The organism is Bosea vestrisii (assembly GCF_030144325.1).
GTDB classification, from domain to species: Bacteria; Pseudomonadota; Alphaproteobacteria; order Rhizobiales; family Beijerinckiaceae; genus Allobosea; species Allobosea vestrisii_A.
This window is the reverse complement of sequence record NZ_CP126307.1, coordinates 796,050-812,793: the sequence shown is the minus strand read 5'-3', so window position 1 is coordinate 812,793 and position 16,744 is coordinate 796,050. Positions and strand designations below refer to the sequence as shown.

At 66.5% G+C, this 16,744-nt stretch carries 14 protein-coding genes, 2 tRNA genes and 1 riboswitch; of the genes, 4 read left to right on the top strand and 12 right to left on the bottom strand.

Annotation, left to right across the window (positions count from 1 at the left end):
- Positions 1–639: 639 nt before the first annotated feature.
- The 8 genes from QO058_RS03955 to QO058_RS03920 form a co-directional block, all read right to left on the bottom strand.
- Positions 640–2,349: an MFS transporter gene (locus tag QO058_RS03955; protein WP_284170468.1), complete on the bottom strand. Its 1,710-nt coding sequence runs from the start codon at positions 2,347–2,349 to the stop codon at positions 640–642.
- A 56-nt stretch (positions 2,350–2,405) separates the two neighbouring features.
- Positions 2,406–2,732, bottom strand: a complete 327-nt coding sequence (locus QO058_RS03950; protein WP_284170466.1) for an NIPSNAP family protein — start codon at positions 2,730–2,732, stop codon at positions 2,406–2,408.
- 107 nt (positions 2,733–2,839) lie between these two features.
- Positions 2,840–4,054, bottom strand: coding sequence for an MFS transporter (locus tag QO058_RS03945; protein ID WP_284170464.1), 1,215 nt, complete (start codon positions 4,052–4,054; stop codon positions 2,840–2,842).
- 174 nt (positions 4,055–4,228) lie between these two features.
- Positions 4,229–5,188, bottom strand: a complete 960-nt coding sequence (locus tag QO058_RS03940) for an ABC transporter substrate-binding protein (protein ID WP_284170462.1) — start codon at positions 5,186–5,188, stop codon at positions 4,229–4,231.
- A gap of 43 nt (positions 5,189–5,231) precedes the next feature.
- The gene (locus tag QO058_RS03935) at positions 5,232–5,975 is read right to left on the bottom strand and encodes an ABC transporter permease (RefSeq protein ID WP_284170461.1); all 744 of its coding nucleotides are present in this window, start codon (positions 5,973–5,975) and stop codon (positions 5,232–5,234) included.
- Positions 5,976–6,070: 95 nt separating this feature from the next.
- Positions 6,071–6,167: riboswitch (TPP riboswitch) on the bottom strand.
- Between the two features lie 59 nt (positions 6,168–6,226).
- Positions 6,227–6,871: a TenA family protein gene (locus tag QO058_RS03930; RefSeq protein WP_284170460.1), complete on the bottom strand. Its 645-nt coding sequence runs from the start codon at positions 6,869–6,871 to the stop codon at positions 6,227–6,229.
- 240 nt (positions 6,872–7,111) lie between these two features.
- Entirely contained in the window at positions 7,112–8,290 is a 1,179-nt protein-coding gene (locus QO058_RS03925; protein ID WP_284170459.1) for a hypothetical protein, read from the bottom strand.
- 104 nt (positions 8,291–8,394) lie between these two features.
- On the bottom strand, positions 8,395–9,660 hold the full coding sequence (locus tag QO058_RS03920) for an AraC family transcriptional regulator (protein ID WP_284170458.1): 1,266 nt from the start codon (positions 9,658–9,660) through the stop codon (positions 8,395–8,397).
- Between the two features lie 414 nt (positions 9,661–10,074).
- On the opposite strand from QO058_RS03920, the gene QO058_RS03915 reads away from it, so the two are divergent.
- Entirely contained in the window at positions 10,075–12,105 is a 2,031-nt protein-coding gene (locus tag QO058_RS03915) for a methyl-accepting chemotaxis protein (RefSeq protein ID WP_284170457.1), read from the top strand.
- Between the two features lie 70 nt (positions 12,106–12,175).
- Here QO058_RS03915 and QO058_RS03910 read toward each other — a convergent pair whose 3' ends face one another.
- Both QO058_RS03910 and QO058_RS03905 read right to left on the bottom strand, forming a co-directional pair.
- Positions 12,176–12,577, bottom strand: coding sequence for a VanZ family protein (locus tag QO058_RS03910; RefSeq protein ID WP_284170455.1), 402 nt, complete (start codon positions 12,575–12,577; stop codon positions 12,176–12,178).
- A gap of 88 nt (positions 12,578–12,665) precedes the next feature.
- Positions 12,666–12,740 (bottom strand) — tRNA-Asn (locus tag QO058_RS03905).
- A gap of 190 nt (positions 12,741–12,930) precedes the next feature.
- On the opposite strand from QO058_RS03905, the gene QO058_RS03900 reads away from it, so the two are divergent.
- A tRNA-Cys gene (locus QO058_RS03900) sits at positions 12,931–13,004 on the top strand.
- A 74-nt stretch (positions 13,005–13,078) separates the two neighbouring features.
- Here QO058_RS03900 and QO058_RS31000 read toward each other — a convergent pair.
- The gene (locus QO058_RS31000) at positions 13,079–13,276 is read right to left on the bottom strand and encodes a hypothetical protein (protein WP_347975842.1); all 198 of its coding nucleotides are present in this window, start codon (positions 13,274–13,276) and stop codon (positions 13,079–13,081) included.
- A 453-nt stretch (positions 13,277–13,729) separates the two neighbouring features.
- Between QO058_RS31000 and QO058_RS03890 the strand changes: the two genes are divergently transcribed.
- Positions 13,730–14,857: a helix-turn-helix transcriptional regulator gene (locus QO058_RS03890; RefSeq protein WP_284170453.1), complete on the top strand. Its 1,128-nt coding sequence runs from the start codon at positions 13,730–13,732 to the stop codon at positions 14,855–14,857.
- Between the two features lie 17 nt (positions 14,858–14,874).
- On the opposite strand, the gene QO058_RS03885 is transcribed toward QO058_RS03890, so the two are convergent.
- Positions 14,875–15,864 carry an OmpA family protein gene (locus QO058_RS03885; RefSeq protein WP_284170451.1) on the bottom strand — a complete coding sequence of 330 codons (990 nt, stop codon included), beginning with the start codon at positions 15,862–15,864 and terminating at the stop codon, positions 14,875–14,877.
- 210 nt (positions 15,865–16,074) lie between these two features.
- On the opposite strand from QO058_RS03885, the gene QO058_RS03880 reads away from it, so the two are divergent.
- Positions 16,075–16,716, top strand: coding sequence for a protein-L-isoaspartate O-methyltransferase family protein (locus tag QO058_RS03880; RefSeq protein WP_284170448.1), 642 nt, complete (start codon positions 16,075–16,077; stop codon positions 16,714–16,716).
- Positions 16,717–16,744 lie beyond the last annotated feature (28 nt).

Genomic DNA, 16,744 nt, shown 5'->3' with positions numbered 1-16,744 from the left:
ATGTAAGATGCATGGTCCAGACGGAGGTTGGCCTTGGACCCGATTTCAGATGTCGAACGAGACGAAGCCGGTTGTCCTACAGATGCAGCTCTCAGAGGCGCCTACCATCTGCTTTGGGTTTGGGTTCAGTATGGAAGCTCTTTTCGAGACGACGCTGGCATTCTTCATCTTGAGCACTGCTGTTCGAGTGCCGGCGAGGCCGCGACGGCCCATCTCGCTTCGCTTGGCTTGGGTGCAGACCAAGGATGGACCTGCGTACTCTCAAGGCGCGGCCCCGCCCTAATGGGTTTATCCGGCCCAGCCAGCAGCAGGTTACACGGAGGCCCGTTGCGCGGCTGGGAAGAGGCTCATGCGAGCCCTAGAGAGGCTGGGCACGGAGTGTCACGGCGGCCTTAGAAGCAAACTCGATAGCCCAGTGAGGGCGCACTCCATAATATCCGCAAAGAGCCGAGAGCAGGCGCTTGGTTCTGGCGGGAAAACGTCCGCGGCCTTACGCTCCCCGATCTCGGCAGCAGCCTCTACCCCCGCCGACACTCCACCTTCGGCAGGAACCAGGCCACCAGCCCGATTGCCGGCAGGACGGCGCAGAGGCGGTAGACCGCCCCGATGCCGACCCAGCTCGCCGGGGATCGCCACCGCTCAGGGCGACGCCTGCGCCCGCTGGGTCGCGCGCAGCAGCTCGCGCGGCAGCGCGCCGGTCTGACGCTCGACCATGCGGTGCACGACCGGCGGCTCGGGCCCGATATGCAGATCCCTGACCCGGTCGCCGATTTCGGCGTCGGCCTGGGTGACGCGCTGGGCCTGGCGGACATATTCGACCCAGGTCGGGCTGTCGTAGCGCTCGATCCAAAGCTCGGCATCGGTGAGGTCGCGCAGCAGCGACCAGTGGCGGGCGCCGTCGCGGCGGCGGATGCGCCGGCGTTCCTCCATCGCCTTCAGGAACTCGACCACATCCTCCTGCCTGATCCGCCATTCGATGGTGACGAAGACCGGGCCGCTGCGCGGCTCGATATCGACCGCGACCTCGGGCTTTCGCCAGCGGCCGAGCGGATCGAGATTGAGCGCCTCGAGCGGGGGCAACGGATACCGCAGCCCGAGGGCTGCGCCGAAGACGAGGGCGACCGCCGCTGCGGTGAGGCCGCCGGTCGGGCCGGCATGGAGGGTGACCCAGCCCCAGGCCCAGCTACCCGCGGCCATGCCGCCGAAGGCCGCCATCTGGTAGAGCGCAAGCGCGCGCCCCACCACCCAGCGCGGCGCCGACAGCTGCACCGTCGAATTGAAGGTCGAGAGCGCCAGCACCCAGCAGGCGCCGCCGACTGCAAGCGCCGGCATGGTGAGCCATAGGGTCGGGCTCAGTCCCACCACCAGGGCCGCGGCCGCATAGGCCAGGAAGGTCAGGCGCACGAGCGTCTCGGTGCTGAAGCGACGACGCAGCCGGGCGCTGACGAAGGCTCCGGCGACCGCGCCGGCGCCGAAGGCTCCCAGCAGGATGCCGAATGTCAGCGGGCCGCCGCGCACCAAATCGCGTGCGACCAGGGGCATCAAAGCGAGACCGACGATGCCACCGAAGCCGAAGAGGAAGGCGCGCAGGATGACGGCGCGGATATTGGGCGACATCGCGACATAGCGGAGGCCGGCGCTCATCGCGATCAGGAAGGTCTCGCGCGGCAGCAGGCGCTCGACGCGCGGCGGCTGCCAGCGAGCCAGCACCACGAGCAGGCCGATATAGCTGAAGGCATTGACGATGAAGGCCGCGACCGCGCCGAAGGCGGCGACGATGGCGCCGCCGATCGCCGGGCCGACGCTGCGAGCGATGTTGAAGGCGACGCTGTTCAGCGTCACCGCCGCCGGCACTTCGGCTCGCGGCACCATGTCGCCGACCGAGGACTGCCAGGCCGGGTTGTTGAGCGCGTTGCCGCAACCGAGCAGGAAGGTGAAGGTCAGGAGCAGCCAGGGCGAGAGCAGCCCATACCAGGCGAAGACCGCCAGCATGACCGAAACGGCGAGCATGAAGCCCTGCGCCGTCAGCAGGATGCGGCGACGGTCGTAATTGTCCGCGATCGCGCCGGCGGCGAGCGAGAACAGCATCACCGGCAGCGCGGTCGATGCCTGGACGAGCGCGACCATGTCCGGCGAATCGGAGAGCGAGGTCATCAGCCAGGCAGCGCCGACCATCTGGACGAGGCCGCCGAAGTTCGAGGCAAGGCTAGCGATCCAGACCGCACGGAAGATCGGCTGGCGCAGCGGCGCAAAAGCCGAATAGCGCCCGTCATCAGGCTTCAGGCCCTCGGCGGCGAGGTCGGCTTCGGCGGTCTCGGCCGTGGTCTGCGTGGCGGGCTCATGCGGCATGTCTCAGTTAGAGCATGCCGGCGGGCGATGGGAAGCCGCGCTGCGTCGAAGGGCGGTTACTTTACCGCCGAGAAGGTCGTCGGCGCCAAAATCTGGCTCTCGATGTTGCCAACAATCTGGCCGTCCGCTTCACTCTTGGTGCGCGCCTCGGTCCACTCCGGATCGGTCGCAAACGCCGTCCATTTCTTCTCGCGCTCGGCGAGCGACTCCCAGGCCAGGAAATAGGTCAGGTCCTGACTGGACTCCCCGATCAGCGTGGTGAAGAACCCGGCTTGCCGGATGCCGTGCTTGTCCCACAGTTTCAGTGTGGCCTTGTCAAAGCGGTCGAGCAAAGCCGGAAGCCGGCCAGGCAAGCAGCGATACACGCGCATTTCGTAGATCATTGAAACTCACGTCCTGTTGTTGTTCTTGCGGCAAGCAATGTGCCGCAACGATGGCCTGTCCCGATTGAGTGATCCGATCTCGGTTCCGCCGGCGGCGGTAGCGCTGTCTACCCCCGCCGGTGCTCCACCTTCGGCAGGAACCAGGCGAGCAGGCCGATTGCCGGCAGGAAGGCGCAGATGCGATAGACCGCCTCGATGCCGATCCAGTCGGCGACTTCGCCGAGGATCGCCGCTGCGAGCCCGCCGAGGCCGAAGGACAGGCCGTAGAACAATCCGCCGATCAGGCCGATCCGGCCCGGCATCAGCTCCATCGCGTAGATCAGGATCGCGGCGAAGGAACTTGCCATGATCAGGTTGATCACCACCGTCAGCACGCCGGTCCAGAACAGGTCGGCGAAGGGCAGCATCAGCGAGAAGGGTAGGGCGCCGAGGATCGAGAACCAGAGGATGCGGTTGCGGCCGACCCTGTCGCCGATGATGCCGCCGGCGAGCGCCCCGACGGCCGCGGCCGCGAGGAACAGGAACAGCATCAGCTGCGACGCCTGCACCGAGACGCCGAATTTCCCGATCAGATAGAAGGTGTAATACGAGCTGAAGCTCGACGAGTAGGCGTTCTTCGAGAACAGCAGGATCACCAGGATGGTGATCGCGAAGGCGATCTGGCCCTTCGAGTGCGCGGGGGCAGGCGCGGCGGTCGCGATCTTCGTGGGCTTCGGAGCGGCGGCGGCAGCCTTACTCAGGGCGGCATAGCGGCGCGCCGTCCAGACCATCAGGATCATGGCGAGCAGGGCCGCGGCGGAGAACCAGGCGACGCTGGTCTGGCCGCGCGGCACGATGATGAAAGCGGCGAGCAGCGGGCCGAGCGCGCCGCCGCTCTGGCCGCCAACCTGGAAGATTCCTTGCGCCAATCCCTGCTGGCCGCCCGAGGCATTGCGGGCCATGCGGGTCGCCTCGGGGTGGAAGATCGAGGAGCCGAGACCGACGCAGGCGGCAGCCAGCAGCAGTAGCGGATAGCTGCCGGCATAGGCGAGGCCGATCAGCCCGGTCAGCGTGCAGCCCATGCCGACGACCATCGAATAGGGCATCGGGTTCTTGTCGGTGTAGTGGCCGACGACCGGTTGCAGCAGCGAGGCGGTGATCTGGAAGGTCAACGTGATCAGGCCGATCTGGCCGAAATCCAAAGCGTAAGCCGTCTTGATGATCGGGTAGATCGCCGGGATCAGCGACTGGATCATGTCGTTGAGCAGATGCGTCGCGCTGAGCGCGAACAGCACCGGCAGGTCGGCGCGGCGGGTGGAGGCGATCGGCTTACTGACGTTCATAGGATGACTTCGCCGGGCGCAGCTGCAAAAGCGGGCGAGGGCCCGCCGGATGGCCGCGAAGCCGGCTCATAGCATCGCGATCGGCTGGAAACCCAGAGCCACCAGCACAGGTCCGCTCTGATGTGAACGCGGGATGGGGAGGCGGCAGGTGGGCCTGCTGCCGCGTTCCGTTCGCTATTTCACCTCGCCCGCGATCTCGGCGAGCGCCGGGGCCTTCTGGATCAGGCCGCGCTCGACGAGGAAGGCGCCGAAGCGCTCGTAGCGGCGGGTATCGAGAGCGCGCGGGCGCTTTGCGAAGCGGGGCAGGGTGTCGATCCAGGCCTGGCGGTTGAGGGCGTCGTCGAGATCGGGATGGGCGGCGATGAAGAGCTTCCAGGCTTCCTGCGGATGGTTGGTCAAATAGAGCGCTGCCTTCTCGATCGCGTCGAGGAAGCGCGGCAGACGGCTGTCGGCGAGGGCGTCGCGGCGGGTGATCAGGATCAGCTCGTCATAGGCGGGAACGCCGTGCTCCTCGGGATAGAAGGCCATGCCGGGATGGCCTTCGAGCTTCAGCTGCGTCAGCTCGAAATTGCGGTAGCCGCCGATGGTGGCGTCGACCTTGCCGCCGATCAGGGCGGCCGAGAGCGCGAAGTTGACGTTGACCAGCTTGACGTCGTCGAGCTTGAGGCCGGCCTTGGCCAGCATCTGGCCGAGCAGGGTGGTCTCGGTGCCCGAGACGGCGTAGCCGATGGTCTTGCCCTTGAGGTCGGCGAGGCTCTTGATCGGCCCGTCGGCCTTGACGATGACGCTGTTGAGCGGGGTCTCGACCAGCGTGCCGAAGCGGACGATCGGGATGCCGGCGGCGTGGTCGAGATAGAGATTGGGCTGGTAGTGGATGCCGATATCGGCCTGGCCGGCGGCGACGAGGCGCGGCACGGCGGACGGGTCGGAGGGCGGCACCATCGTGACCTCGAGCCCGGCCTCTTTGAACAGGCCGAGCTGCTGCGCGACGACCAGGGGCGCATGGTCCGGATTGACGAACCATTCGAGCATCACGGTCAGCTTGTCGGCGGCGCGCGCCGGGCTGGCGAGGCCGGCGGCCAGGACCAGCCCGGTAGCGAGGAGAGCGCGTCGGGTGAGGGCGCATAGGGTCATAAGGCGAAGTCCTTCTGCGTGATCGGCTTGAAGCGGGGCGGCGTCATTGCTCGCTCGCCCAGGGAATGAGGCGCGGGCCGAGTGCGTCGACGAGATGGCGCAGGACGAGGCTGAGCACGGCGAGCACCGTCATCGCGGCGAAGACCGTGTCGGTCTGCATGCGAGCATTGGCCTGGACCATGACGAAGCCGAGCCCGGCGGAGGAGCCGACCCATTCGCCGATCACGGCGCCGAGCGGCGCGAGCGGAGCCGCGACCCGCAGACCCGTGAGGAGGCTCGGCATGGCCAAAGGCAGGCGGACATGGCGGAGCGTCTGCCAATGCGTCGCTGAGGTCAGCGCGGTGGCGTCGATCAATTCGGGATCGGTCCGGCGCAGGCCGTCGGTAAAGGCGGAGGCGACGGGGAAGAAGATGATGATCGTCGCCATGATCACCTTCGAGCCCATGCCGAAGCCGAACCAGACGACCAAGAGCGGTGCGATGACGAAGACCGGGAAGGATTGAAGCACGAGCAGCACCGGCCAGAGCAGGCGTCCGAGCCGCGGCAGCGCCACGATCGCGAGCGCCGTCAGCGCGCCGAAAGCTGAGCCGAGCACGAAGCCGAGCACGATCTCGGCCATGGTGGTCAGGCTGTGGCCGAAGAGGAAGCCGGGCTGGCGCTGGAAGGCGGCGGCGACGTCGAGCGGCGAGGGCAGGATGTAGCGCGGGGGCGCAAACAGCCAGATTGCGGCCTGCCAGGCCAGGAGCAGGACGAGAATCGTGCGCAGCGCAGCAGCGAGCGGGGCCATCATAGGCCTCGCGGAAGCCGAAATCCGCTCTGTCGCGTCCTGCGTCGTCAAGGCTCGCCTTTCCGGTGGAAGGCGGGCACGGGGAAACGCTGGCGAGGCTGCCCCGAGCGACTCCCTCCGCCAGCATGATCTGGTTCAGGTTCGAAGGGTGCTTCTCAGCTCGCCTTGCGGCGAACGCCCCCGTCTCTCGATTGTGCTTGTGGCAGAAAGGCTTGCGCCTGTCACGCCTGCCTCAGGCCACGGCGCGCGGCTCAGGCTTCGTCATAGGCCGAGTCGAAGAAGGCCTTCTCCAGCGCGACGGTACGCAGGAAGAAGTCCCGGCTGGTCTCGGCTTCGCCCGGGCCGACGCGGTCGAGTTCCGACCGCAGGAAGCCGACGAAGTCGCGGAAATCGGGGTTGTCGTGCAGGGTGACCCATTCGGCGTGGACGAAGTTCGCCGGCAGAGGCTGCGACGCGGTCTGCGCCCAGTCGAGATAGAGCCACTCGGCCACGACCAGCACGGAAAGGGCGGCGGCATAGGAGCGCGTCGCGGCCGCTTCGCGCATGATCGCCTTGAAGCCGGCGGTGGCCTTCGTGTCGGGCTGCTCGGCGCGCTCCTGCTCGCTGACGCCGAGGGCGGCGAAGGAGCGCAGGAAATAGGTGTTCTCCTCACCGCTGACCATGCCGATGAAGCGGCCGAAGCGGATGCGGGCCTCGAAGCTGTCGGCGCCGGCGAGCGCAGCGCCCAGCAAGGTCAGGAAGCTGTCAAGGAAGCGATGGTCCTGAATCAGGTAGCGGGCCATGACCGCGTCTGACACTGTGCCGCCCAGCAATTCGTGGACGAAGCGGTGGCCGACGGATTGCGACCAGCCGGGCTGGCTGGCCTGCCGGAGAGTCTCGGTAAAGCGCGCGGTCATGAGGTCGAGGCCTTTCGCTGATCGGCCTCTCCCTAGCAGGATCACTCCGCAAAAACAGGCTCATACGCGCGAACCCCTCCCCCTTGGGTGGAGGGGCAGGGGTGGGGGTCGCAAAGCCGGAGCGATCGGCAAGAGCATGATGGCGCTGTCGCTGCTGCCAAGCCCGTTTTGGAGACGATCGCCAAGCGGCACCACCCCCATCCCCAACCCTTCCCCACAAGGGGGAAGGGAGGCGCCTCACTATTTCAGCCGCGCCGCCACAATCTTCGCCAACTCGCCGACGCGCGCCTTCGCCTGATCGTGCAAGACCTGGTCGCGCTCGCCGCCGGAGACGCGGACGTCGACCGTCGTCAGGGCCTTGCGGATATGGATGCGGTTCATGATGTCGAGCGCCGCCTCGTCGCCGAGGCCTTCGACCGGCGTCTTGGCTTCGGAGACCTTGATCGCGCTCTGGAACCAGCGCTTCGACAGATCCTCGGTGGCGGCGACGTTGCGGACGCTGACCTGGATCTGGTTGAGTTCGACGGTGCGCTTGCCGTCCTTCTCGATCGTGCGCTTGGCGTCGAACTGGCAGCCGATCGGGTTCGGCAGGGCCTCGACCCGGTTCTCGCGGCTCTCATGGGTGATCTTGCCCATCAGCTTGCGCGGCTCACTCACAGTCATGTCGGGGAAGGCGGCCTTGACCTCGGCCGGCGTCAGCAGGGTGCAGGCGTCGGGCCATTGCGCGGCCGGCGCGACGGAGGAGGTGCGGGTGTCCTGCGGAACGGTCACGGCGCTGTTCGTCGCCAGCTGCGCCGGCGCATCGACCATGCCGGTTCCGCCCTGCCAGCGTGCAGCCGCTTGCTTCGCCAGAGCGAGCGCGTTCAGCGTGGTCTGCTCGGAATAGAGATCGAGCGAGACGGAGTAGATCAGGTCGTCCTTGCGGGCGCGGACCACGACGCTCGACGAATTGGTCTCCTGGAAGGCCTCGTCGCCGATGCCGGAGAGCGCTTCGAGCTTGAGCGCGAGCTTGGGATCGCTCGCAACCTTCTCCCGTGTCGTCTTGATCGAGGCGAAGGCCTGGCTGGGTGTCTCGCGGCCCTTGGCGATGCCGTCCCAGCGGATCACCGTGACCGAGGCGAAGCGGGCATGGTCCATCTTCGAGGTCGGGCTCGGCAGTTTCACCGAGTACATGCAGCTCTCGGCATATTGCGGGCCGCGGCTGATCGGGCTCAGCGTCGGGCCCTTGGCCGCGATCGGGCGCCCGGGGAAGAGCGCCTCAAGGTCGGCCTGCGGCAGCAGCCGGCAGGCGTCGGGCAACTTGCTTGCCGCAGTTGGCTCCGAGGCTACCGGAGCAGCCGTGGTCGTTGCGGTCTGGGCAAGGGCAGGGCCGGCAAGAATCAGCAGCAACGGCATTACGGGCGCGGAACGGGCTAGCATGCATTGGTCTCCAGCTACGGGCGCGTGTCGCGGCGCCGTTCGGGGACGGGTCAAGCTAGGCGCGATAGTGGCGTGATCGTGGCCCTGGGACAGGTCACGACAGGTCACGACAGAGAGTGCTGACAGAAGCTGTCAGCGAAAGCGCACCGCTGGCGGAGATGCCTAGATCTGGCAGCGACGCAACGTCGTTTGCGGCGATTCGCCGAAACGGGCGCGATAGCGCATGGCGAACCGGCCGAGATGGTAACGCCGCAGTCGAGCGCGATCCGGGTGACGCTGTCGCCCGGAGCGGCCGAGAGCAACCGGGCATGGGCTGCGTCGAGGCGGATCTCCTCGAGGATCTGGCGTGGCCCGGTCCCGCGATACTGGCGGAAGGCGAGCTGCAGCGATCGGGTGCTGACGCCGACCCTGGCGGCGAGCGCCGTGATCGAGAGCGCGTCGCTCGATCTTGCGCGCATGATCTCTTCGGCGAGCCGGACCTGGAGCATGCCGGCCGACCGAACGTGGGGTTCCGTGCCCGCCACCGCCGCCTGCCAGGCGGCGCCGAGCAGTTCGGTCAGCATCGCCGCCGCAGCATTGGCGGTGCCCCGTGCGGGGAGCAACGTGTCGGACTGGTCGAGCTCGGAAGCGAGATGGCGCAGATAGCGCCCGAGCGCCGCGCCTTCGCCGGCCGTGATACTCATCAACCCCGGCGCCTGGCCGTCCGGGCGCCAGCGGTCGTCCGGATTCAGCGCGGCCGCGCTGCGCAGCCGCGTCAGCGGGAGCTGGACCACCAGGCCGAGATAGCCCGCTTCGCAGACGGTCGTGCGCGGTCCCGGCGTCGGTACCAGCATCGAATCGGTGCGGGCCTCGATCTGGCGGCCGATGTCGTCGGTCCGGATCGTTCCGGTCCAGGGCAGCAGCAGGGTGACGTTCTCATCCTCGACCAGGCGGACACGATGGCCGCTGGTCTTCACGGCGCTGATCCGAACATCGTCGAGGAGAACGGAATTGATCGACATGCGAAAGGGTTCGTCCCGATCGAGCGGCTCCAGAAAATCCTGGCGCTCGAACAGGAAAGTCTGCCGGCAAGCGGCGACTGCATTGTCGGTTTCGAACAGATTATGACGCGCCAGCAAGTCATTGTGCTCGTCGTCGCCTTGGTAGTGCCCGCCCGCCCGCTGCGTCATGCAACCTTCACTGCTTCCATGCCGTACGGCGTGTACGGGCCAAATGTCGGGGCGAACGACTTTAGGCGTATCAGGGGTCGAACATGGCGATATCGGGGCGAGCGGAGATTTTAGCTGGTCATCGGCCGACCAAGAGAAATTTATTCTCTTTATAGAGCTGGGCAGCCGCGCTCTCAGTGGGATTTCGTTACGTTGCGGCACGCTGTCGGGACTTTTGGCCGTGGCAGAAGCCGAATCACATGATGCATTGGCGGCGGGCCGCGCTCTTATTGACGCGCCGCGACTGAAAAGGCGGACCGGCGCCCTCGTCGCAATCTTTCGCTTCGGCTTACCGCTCGTTTCGAGCCGCTATCAATGTAGCTTTCCCGCCATGACACGGCGGCCCCGATATAGAAAAAGATATCGGGTTTCGCTTTCCGGATATCGCAGCCGCACGCTTTCCACGATTCTTAATTCGGTAATCTGGAGCTACGCCCCTCTACGGCGTGGGCGACGCACGAGACGGGTGTGGCTCCAGATTACCAGCGAAGTACCTTATGTTTGACTGGCGCCCCGTCCCTCCCGCTGATCGCCAGTCATTCTGGTTTGTGAAGTGGTTGTTTGTAAGTTTTCGCTGTGACAGCAGCGAAGCTTCATAAGCTCATATCGATCCCGCCACGGATAACACTGCATGCATGGCGGGATTTTATATTAAATTTTGACAATTTTATTTTTGTTTACTTTGTGATGACTACGATTCAGCCATCATTCATGGGGCTGACAGTCATGGTGTTCTCCTCGTTCAGTTTGAGCAATACCCGAATCGGCGCGAAGATCGCCGGGGCCGTCACCCTCGTCGGCCTGATCGGCCTGGCGGCCTCATTCTTCATCAACCGGGAACTCGCCCGCGCCGAAGCGCTCTACAGCGAGATGCTCGATACGGCGCCGCCCGCGCTGTTCGAGACCGGCCGGGCGGCCCGGCGAGTCAACGATATGCTGGCGCAAGCCTATAAAGTCATCGCCTACCCCGCTGGTTCGAAGGGGCAGGAGGACGGCGTTTCCCAGATGAACGGCTCCTATCAGCGAGCGACGGCGCAATTGGCAGCGGCCGCCGCCAAGGAGCCGCATCTCAAGGCAGACTTCGACCGGCTGCTCGCCGGCGTGCAGGAGATCAAGAGTTCGCTCGACGAGGCGATTGCTCTGGGAGCTCGCGACGAGAACGCCAAGGCACTGGCGATCATGGACAGGGCCGATGCCAAGACCGCCGAGTTGGCGGAGGCAGTGGTGACAGTCAGCGGCGCCGTACTGAAAGAGGTCGACACCCAGTCCAGCATGATGAGGAGCGAGATCGCCTTCATCACCAAATTGATGCTGGGTCTAAGCCTCGCCGGCATCCTGCTCGGTATCGGGCTCGCGCTGCTGATGTCGGCGAAGACCATTACCGGCCCGCTGGCGCGCCTGCGCGGCGCCATGGACAAGCTCGCAGGCGGCGATTTCGATGCCGCTGTCGAGGGCAGCCGGCGCGGGGACGAGGTCGGGCTGATGGCCAAGACCGTGCTCGTCTTCAAGGAGAACGGGCTCGAGATGAAGCGCCTCGAGGCACAGGCGAGCGAGCAGGAGCGTATGACCGCCGCCGAGCGCGAGAAGAACGAAACGGAACGGCGCCGCGCCGAGATCGAGCGCGAAAAACTCGCGAAGGAGCAGCAGCAGGTCGTCACTTTGCTCGCCAACGGGCTCGACCTGCTGGCGCAGGGCGACCTGACCTATCGCATCGGCGATCAGGTCGCGGCCGATTACCAGAAGCTGCGCGACGACTTCAACCGCGCCGTCAACCGCCTGGCCGAGACGGTCAGGACAATCCAGACCACGGCTTCGGAGGTCGGTACCTCGGCGCGCGAGATCAATATGGGCGCCGACGACCTGTCGAAGCGCACCGAAGAGCAGGCTTCCTCGCTCGAGGAGACGGCGGCGACGACCGAGGAGCTGGCAGCCTCGGTCAAGGCGTCGGCGAATTCCTCGCGCCAGGCTGCGGCGCTCGCCAGCGAAGCGACGCAGATCGCGGTGCAGGGCGGCACGATCGTCGGCAGCGCGATCGAGGCGATGACGCAGATCGAGCAGGCCTCGCGCAAGATCTCCGACATCACCTCGGTCATCGACGAGATCGCCTTCCAGACCAATCTGCTGGCGCTCAACGCGGCGGTGGAGGCGGCCCGGGCCGGCGATGCCGGCAAGGGCTTCGCGGTCGTCGCCTCCGAAGTGCGCTCGCTCGCCCAGCGCTCCAGCGTGGCCGCCAAGGATATCACCGCCCTGATCGGCGAATCGGGTGCCAAGGTCGATCAGGGCGTCAGCCTGGTCCGAGAGGCCGGTGCAGTGCTCGATCGAATCGTCGAGGCGTCGAAGCGGGTCTCGGCGACGGTCTCCGACATCTCGACGGCCTCGGCCGAGCAGGCCAACGGCATCGACGAGATGAGCCAGACCGTCGCCCATATGGACGAAATGACCCAGCAGAACGCGGCCCTCGCCGAGGAAAGCGCCGCTTCGGCGACGTCGCTCTCGGATCAGATCAAGCGCCTCAACGGCCTGGTCTCGACCTTCAGGATCGGCGGCGAGCAGGGCTCCGCGCGCCTGAGCGTCGTGCGCCCCGAGCCGATGAGCCGCAGCGCCTGAACAGGGGCGGCTTCGTCGGCGTGCAGCCAACTGGTGGCATAGCGCGGCAGAACGGGAAGCGGCCGGTCGCTCAATCCGGCCGCTTGGCAAGCGCAAGGCCGGCGATTCGCTTCAACCAGAGGCGCTCGCACAGGGCTACGACTGCGAGACCGGTCAGGCCGCCCAGGATCTTGACGAGCGCATCCAAGGCACGGGCATGCCTGCTCGCCTCGAAATGCTGGGCGAGCTCGAGCCCGGCGGCGCCGGCGACGATGCACAGGAGAATCACGCCCTTGCGCGCCGGGTAGGCGGTGGCGAGAGCCGCGGCGGCGACCAGATAGGCGGCGAAACGCTCGATCTGCGGTCCCAAATGGGCAAGGTGGGGACGAGCACCGATCGGGGATAGCGTGGCGAACACGACGACGGCGACGGCGCCCCAGCCGATCAGGGCGGCGCAGCGGCGCAGGGAAAGCTCAAGCCCGAAGAGCCGCATCGCTGTCTGTCGCGCCTCCCGCTGCGCCAATCTGTATCCGGAAAGCAAAAAGGGCCCAAGCGGCCGCCGCTCAAGCCCTCGAAAATGCTGGCTCCCGGAGCAGGATTCGAACCTGCGACCAATCGATTAACAGTCGATTGCTCTACCGCTGAGCTATCCGGGATCGGTGGGCGGCGTATAGCGGCGGCGCCCACCGGGTGCAAGCCCTTTGCTGGCATCGAGCCCGAGAAAATCGTGAGCGCCGGGTCTGCCCCAGCGTCAATTCACATTGCCGAGAGAGTTTCGGTTGCGGCGCGCTGCGGCATGTGGTTAGACGCCCGCCGAGGAGCGCGCTTCGAGCGGCGCTCCGGGATGGCCTCGTGGCGGAGTGGTTACGCAGAGGACTGCAAATCCTTGCACCCCGGTTCGATTCCGGGCGAGGCCTCCAAATTCTTCCTGCACTGATATCTGGCGCTTCTCGGGATTACCCCGCAGTTTGACGTCCTCGCGAAGGCCCAGCGTTCAATCCGAGCGTCGACGCCTGAAGCGTTCAAGCAAACCAAGGCACCAGGTCGCGAAGCGCGCCATCGGCCGCCGCAGCGGCGGCACGTCGGCTGCCAGCAGCATCAGGCCCAGCGGAAGCATCCAGACACCGAGGATCGGCAGGAACGAGAACACGCCGCCGATGATGAGGGCGAGCCCCGCCGGGATTCTGATCAAACGCGAATCGCGATGCCGAAGCCAGCGCATCGCTCGGGCGAAGCGGGGTGGGAGCTCAGCTTCGATCCGCCTGAAGGCGGCCCTCAGCTCCTGTCTTCCTGATGGAAAGCGCATTTCGCCTCAACCGTTGCGATCCCGGTGAAACGCGCAGCTTGCCGGATCGTTCTCGCGCAGCGGAAATATCGTCGCGAGGATTGGCGGTGTCCGGCTCGACAAGGTCGACGACCGAGCGCCGCTTCGAGGCGACTGAAGCGAAGATTGCTAAGCTTTGACGGGTGACGCTGGGGAAAGATTCCGGGCAGTAAGGCGTCTTTTCAGGCTTTGCGTCACCGGATCATGAGGTTAGCCTGATTCTCCGGCTTGCATTCGCGGTCGGTGCCGACGCGGATGATGCCAGGCCGAGGGGGAAGGTCCGGTTGCGCTCGGCGGATGGACTGGCCGTTGAGGGGTGAGATGGCGCGGGCGAATCTTGACGGGCTCACGGGCACCATCGATGGCCTGTTGGATGCGGCACTGGATTTCGGGCGGATGCCCGGCGCGGTCGAGCAGATCCGCCAGTTGTTCAATGGCTCGAAATCCTGCCTTGCGTATTGCGAGCCCCACGGAGGTCTCAGCAACGCCATCACTACTAGCCGTGACCCCGATCTCGACGCGTTCTGTGCCGAGAACTTTCCCACCGAACTCGGCTTGTTCGTCTCCAAGGTCGCCAAGATTCCGATCGGCGAAGTCTACCAGGACCATGTCCTGTTCGGCTGGGAGCGGCTGAGAGGGAGCGACATCTGGCGTGAATGGATGGCGCCGCAGGACATGTATGGCGGCCTGGGCTGCCGTCTCCTGGATACCGGCTCGTCGTACTGGCTTTGCGATGTGCAGCGCGGGCGCCGGCAGGATCCGTTCGACGCCGCCGAGCTCGCGCTGTTCGAGCGGCTGATGCCGGTGATGCGGCGCGTGACACTGCTGCGCCAGCAGCTCGGTGGCCTCAGCATCGAGCGCGAGATGACGCGGCGGGCCCTCGACGAGCTTTCGCTCGCGATCATCATCGTCGACAGCGCGATGCAGCTCACCTATGCGAACGCCGCAGCCGATGAGCTGCTGGCTGTTCCCCAAGGCCTTCTCGCTGTGCGCGGCGGCAAGCTTTACGCCCACGCCTCCCGCGAACAGAACGGCCTGAAGGACCTCGTCGCAGGCGCGAGCGATCTTGCCGGTGCGCGGGGCCAGATGCTGCTGCGGGCGCGCAGTCCCGAGGCGGATGACGTTTCGGTCTGCGTGACGCCGCTTTCGGCGAGCTATGCCCTGTCCGGACGTTCGAGCGATGTGATGATCGTGGCGCGGGTGATCGCGCCCGCCAGAGGTCAGCTCGCCGCTGCACAGCAGCTCTTCGATCTGACCGAGGCCGAGGCGAGGCTGGCCGTGGGCCTGGCTTCCGGCCTGTCGCTGGCCGAGCTGGCGCAGCGCCAGGGCATCAAGATCACGACCGCGCGCACCCATCTGGCGCGCATCTTCTGGAAGACGGGGACACGCCAGCAGAGCCAGGTCGCGGCCTTGCTGCGCGCGGCGGAACTGCCGATGCGGAGCCGGTAGCGCGCCGCGCCGGCTCATCAGCGCCGGACCAGCTCGACGCGGCGGTTGCGCGCCCGGCCGGCCTCGTCGCCATTCGATGCGACCGGCTGTTCGAGGCCCTTGCCGAGCGCGTTGAGCCGGCTGCGTTCGATGCCGTAGCGGGTCGCCAGCTCGGCGACGACCGAGAAGGCGCGCATATCGGAGAGCTTGAGGTTGTAGGCGGCGCTGCCCTGGTTGTCGGTGTGCCCGACCACGTCCAGCCGCAAGGCCGGACTCTTGCTCAAAAGCTCGGCGATCGCCTTGAGCTGAGGCTGCGATTCCGGCCTGATGTCGGCCTTGTCGTAGTCGAACAGGATGCCATAGAGGTTGGCGCGGCCGTGCTGGTCGATCTCCCGGCCGAGCTGGCTGGCCTCGACCACCTGGATCTGGCCGGTCTGCATCGCACCCGCCTCGATGACACGCGCGATCACCGTCCGGCCCCGGCTTTCATCCTCGGAGAAGGCGAGGCTGACATGGACTGTGCCCGCCGGCCGGTTCAGCCTTGCGTAGAGATAGCGGCCATTGCCGTTGCCGAAGAAGTTGCGGACGAGATCGCCGAGCTGCAGTTTCGGCAGATCGGTCGTTCCGTCGAGCGCCAGGCCGAGGAACAGGCCGGGATATTTGCGCCCGTCGCTGAAGCAGCTTCCCGCCTCGGTCGAGCAAATGAAGGGAACCTCGAAGCCGGCGCCGGTCAGGCTCGCCTGGTAGTTGCGCAACGCCTCGAGGCCGGTGCGCCCGGGCGGCAGCTTGTAGTAGAGCGTGAAGACCTTGCCCTCGACGCTCTGCCAGCCGGCGCCGCTCTGCTCGCGCGAGCTGCGCTCGTCGATCGGGCCGGTGATGATGCGGGCCTCGTCGAAAGCCGCTTCCTTGAAGCCGACCTGCTGCGAGCCCTGAAAGCGGCCCAGCAGCGGATGGTCCTGGGCCAGGCCCGGCAGGCTGAGATGACATGCCAGCATCAGTGCCGACCAGAAGAGGGGCTTTGCTGTCATGGCTCATCACCCGCGGTGAAGGAAAATGGCACGCGGCGCCTATGCGCCGGCGTCGACGGCCGAACATTGCGGCGATGCCGGCTCGGCGGCGTCCTCCATTCGAACGAGCCCGCGCCATCTCCCGGCCTTGCCTTTTGCCGCAGCCTCGCCCAAAACCCGCGGGCAGGGGTCGAGGCGCCCGCCGGGGCGTCTTCCTTTGGAGATTTGAGCATGAGCAGCTTCGCCGAACTGCGGCGCGTGATGGTCGATTGCCAGTTGCGCACCTATGACGTAACCGATCGCGCCGTGCTCGCCGCGGCCGACGCGGTGCCGCGCGAGGCGTTCCTGCCGGGTGAATTGTCCCATCTGGCTTATCTCGACCGCCAGGAGCCGCTGCCAGGCACGAGCCGGGCGCTGCCTGAGCCGATGGTGTGTGCGCGCATGATCCAGATGCTGGATCTGCAGCCGGGCGAAGAGGTTCTCGAATATGGCGGCGGTTCGGGCTATGGCGCGGCTCTGATGGCGGCGATGGGCGCCAGGACGACGCTGCTCGAGCCGGACGAGGCTGCCCTGGCGCTGGCGCGTGCCGCTTTCGCCCAGCCGGGAGTTGCGGCTGCCGAGCTGGTCGCGAGCCTGCCGGAGCACCGACAGTTCGATGCCGTGCTGGTCAGCGGCGCTTGTGAGATTCAACCCGAGCCGTTGTTCCGCCATGTCCGCCAGGGCGGGCGCCTGATCGCGGTCGAGGGGCTGGGCCGTTCGGCGCGCGTCGTGCTCTATCGCAAGGCGGGCGAATCGTTTTCGGGGCGGCCGGTCTTCAATGCGGCGGCGCCTGCGCTACGTGAGTTCCGCAAGGCGGAGGTGTTCGCCCTGTGAGACGGGCCGCTCTCCGGGGCGGTTTTCC

Coding starts and splice junctions, on each gene's coding strand:
- QO058_RS03955 (WP_284170468.1), bottom strand. CDS start 2,349: ATGCCGCATGAGCCCGCCACGCAGACCACGGCCGAGACCGCCGAAGCC.
- QO058_RS03950 (WP_284170466.1), bottom strand. CDS start 2,732: ATGATCTACGAAATGCGCGTGTATCGCTGCTTGCCTGGCCGGCTTCCG.
- QO058_RS03945 (WP_284170464.1), bottom strand. CDS start 4,054: ATGAACGTCAGTAAGCCGATCGCCTCCACCCGCCGCGCCGACCTGCCG.
- QO058_RS03940 (WP_284170462.1), bottom strand. CDS start 5,188: ATGACCCTATGCGCCCTCACCCGACGCGCTCTCCTCGCTACCGGGCTG.
- QO058_RS03935 (WP_284170461.1), bottom strand. CDS start 5,975: ATGGCCCCGCTCGCTGCTGCGCTGCGCACGATTCTCGTCCTGCTCCTG.
- QO058_RS03930 (WP_284170460.1), bottom strand. CDS start 6,871: ATGACCGCGCGCTTTACCGAGACTCTCCGGCAGGCCAGCCAGCCCGGC.
- QO058_RS03925 (WP_284170459.1), bottom strand. CDS start 8,290: ATGCTAGCCCGTTCCGCGCCCGTAATGCCGTTGCTGCTGATTCTTGCC.
- QO058_RS03910 (WP_284170455.1), bottom strand. CDS start 12,577: ATGCGGCTCTTCGGGCTTGAGCTTTCCCTGCGCCGCTGCGCCGCCCTG.
- QO058_RS03890 (WP_284170453.1), top strand. CDS start 13,730: ATGGCGCGGGCGAATCTTGACGGGCTCACGGGCACCATCGATGGCCTG.
- QO058_RS03885 (WP_284170451.1), bottom strand. CDS start 15,864: ATGACAGCAAAGCCCCTCTTCTGGTCGGCACTGATGCTGGCATGTCAT.
- QO058_RS03880 (WP_284170448.1), top strand. CDS start 16,075: ATGAGCAGCTTCGCCGAACTGCGGCGCGTGATGGTCGATTGCCAGTTG.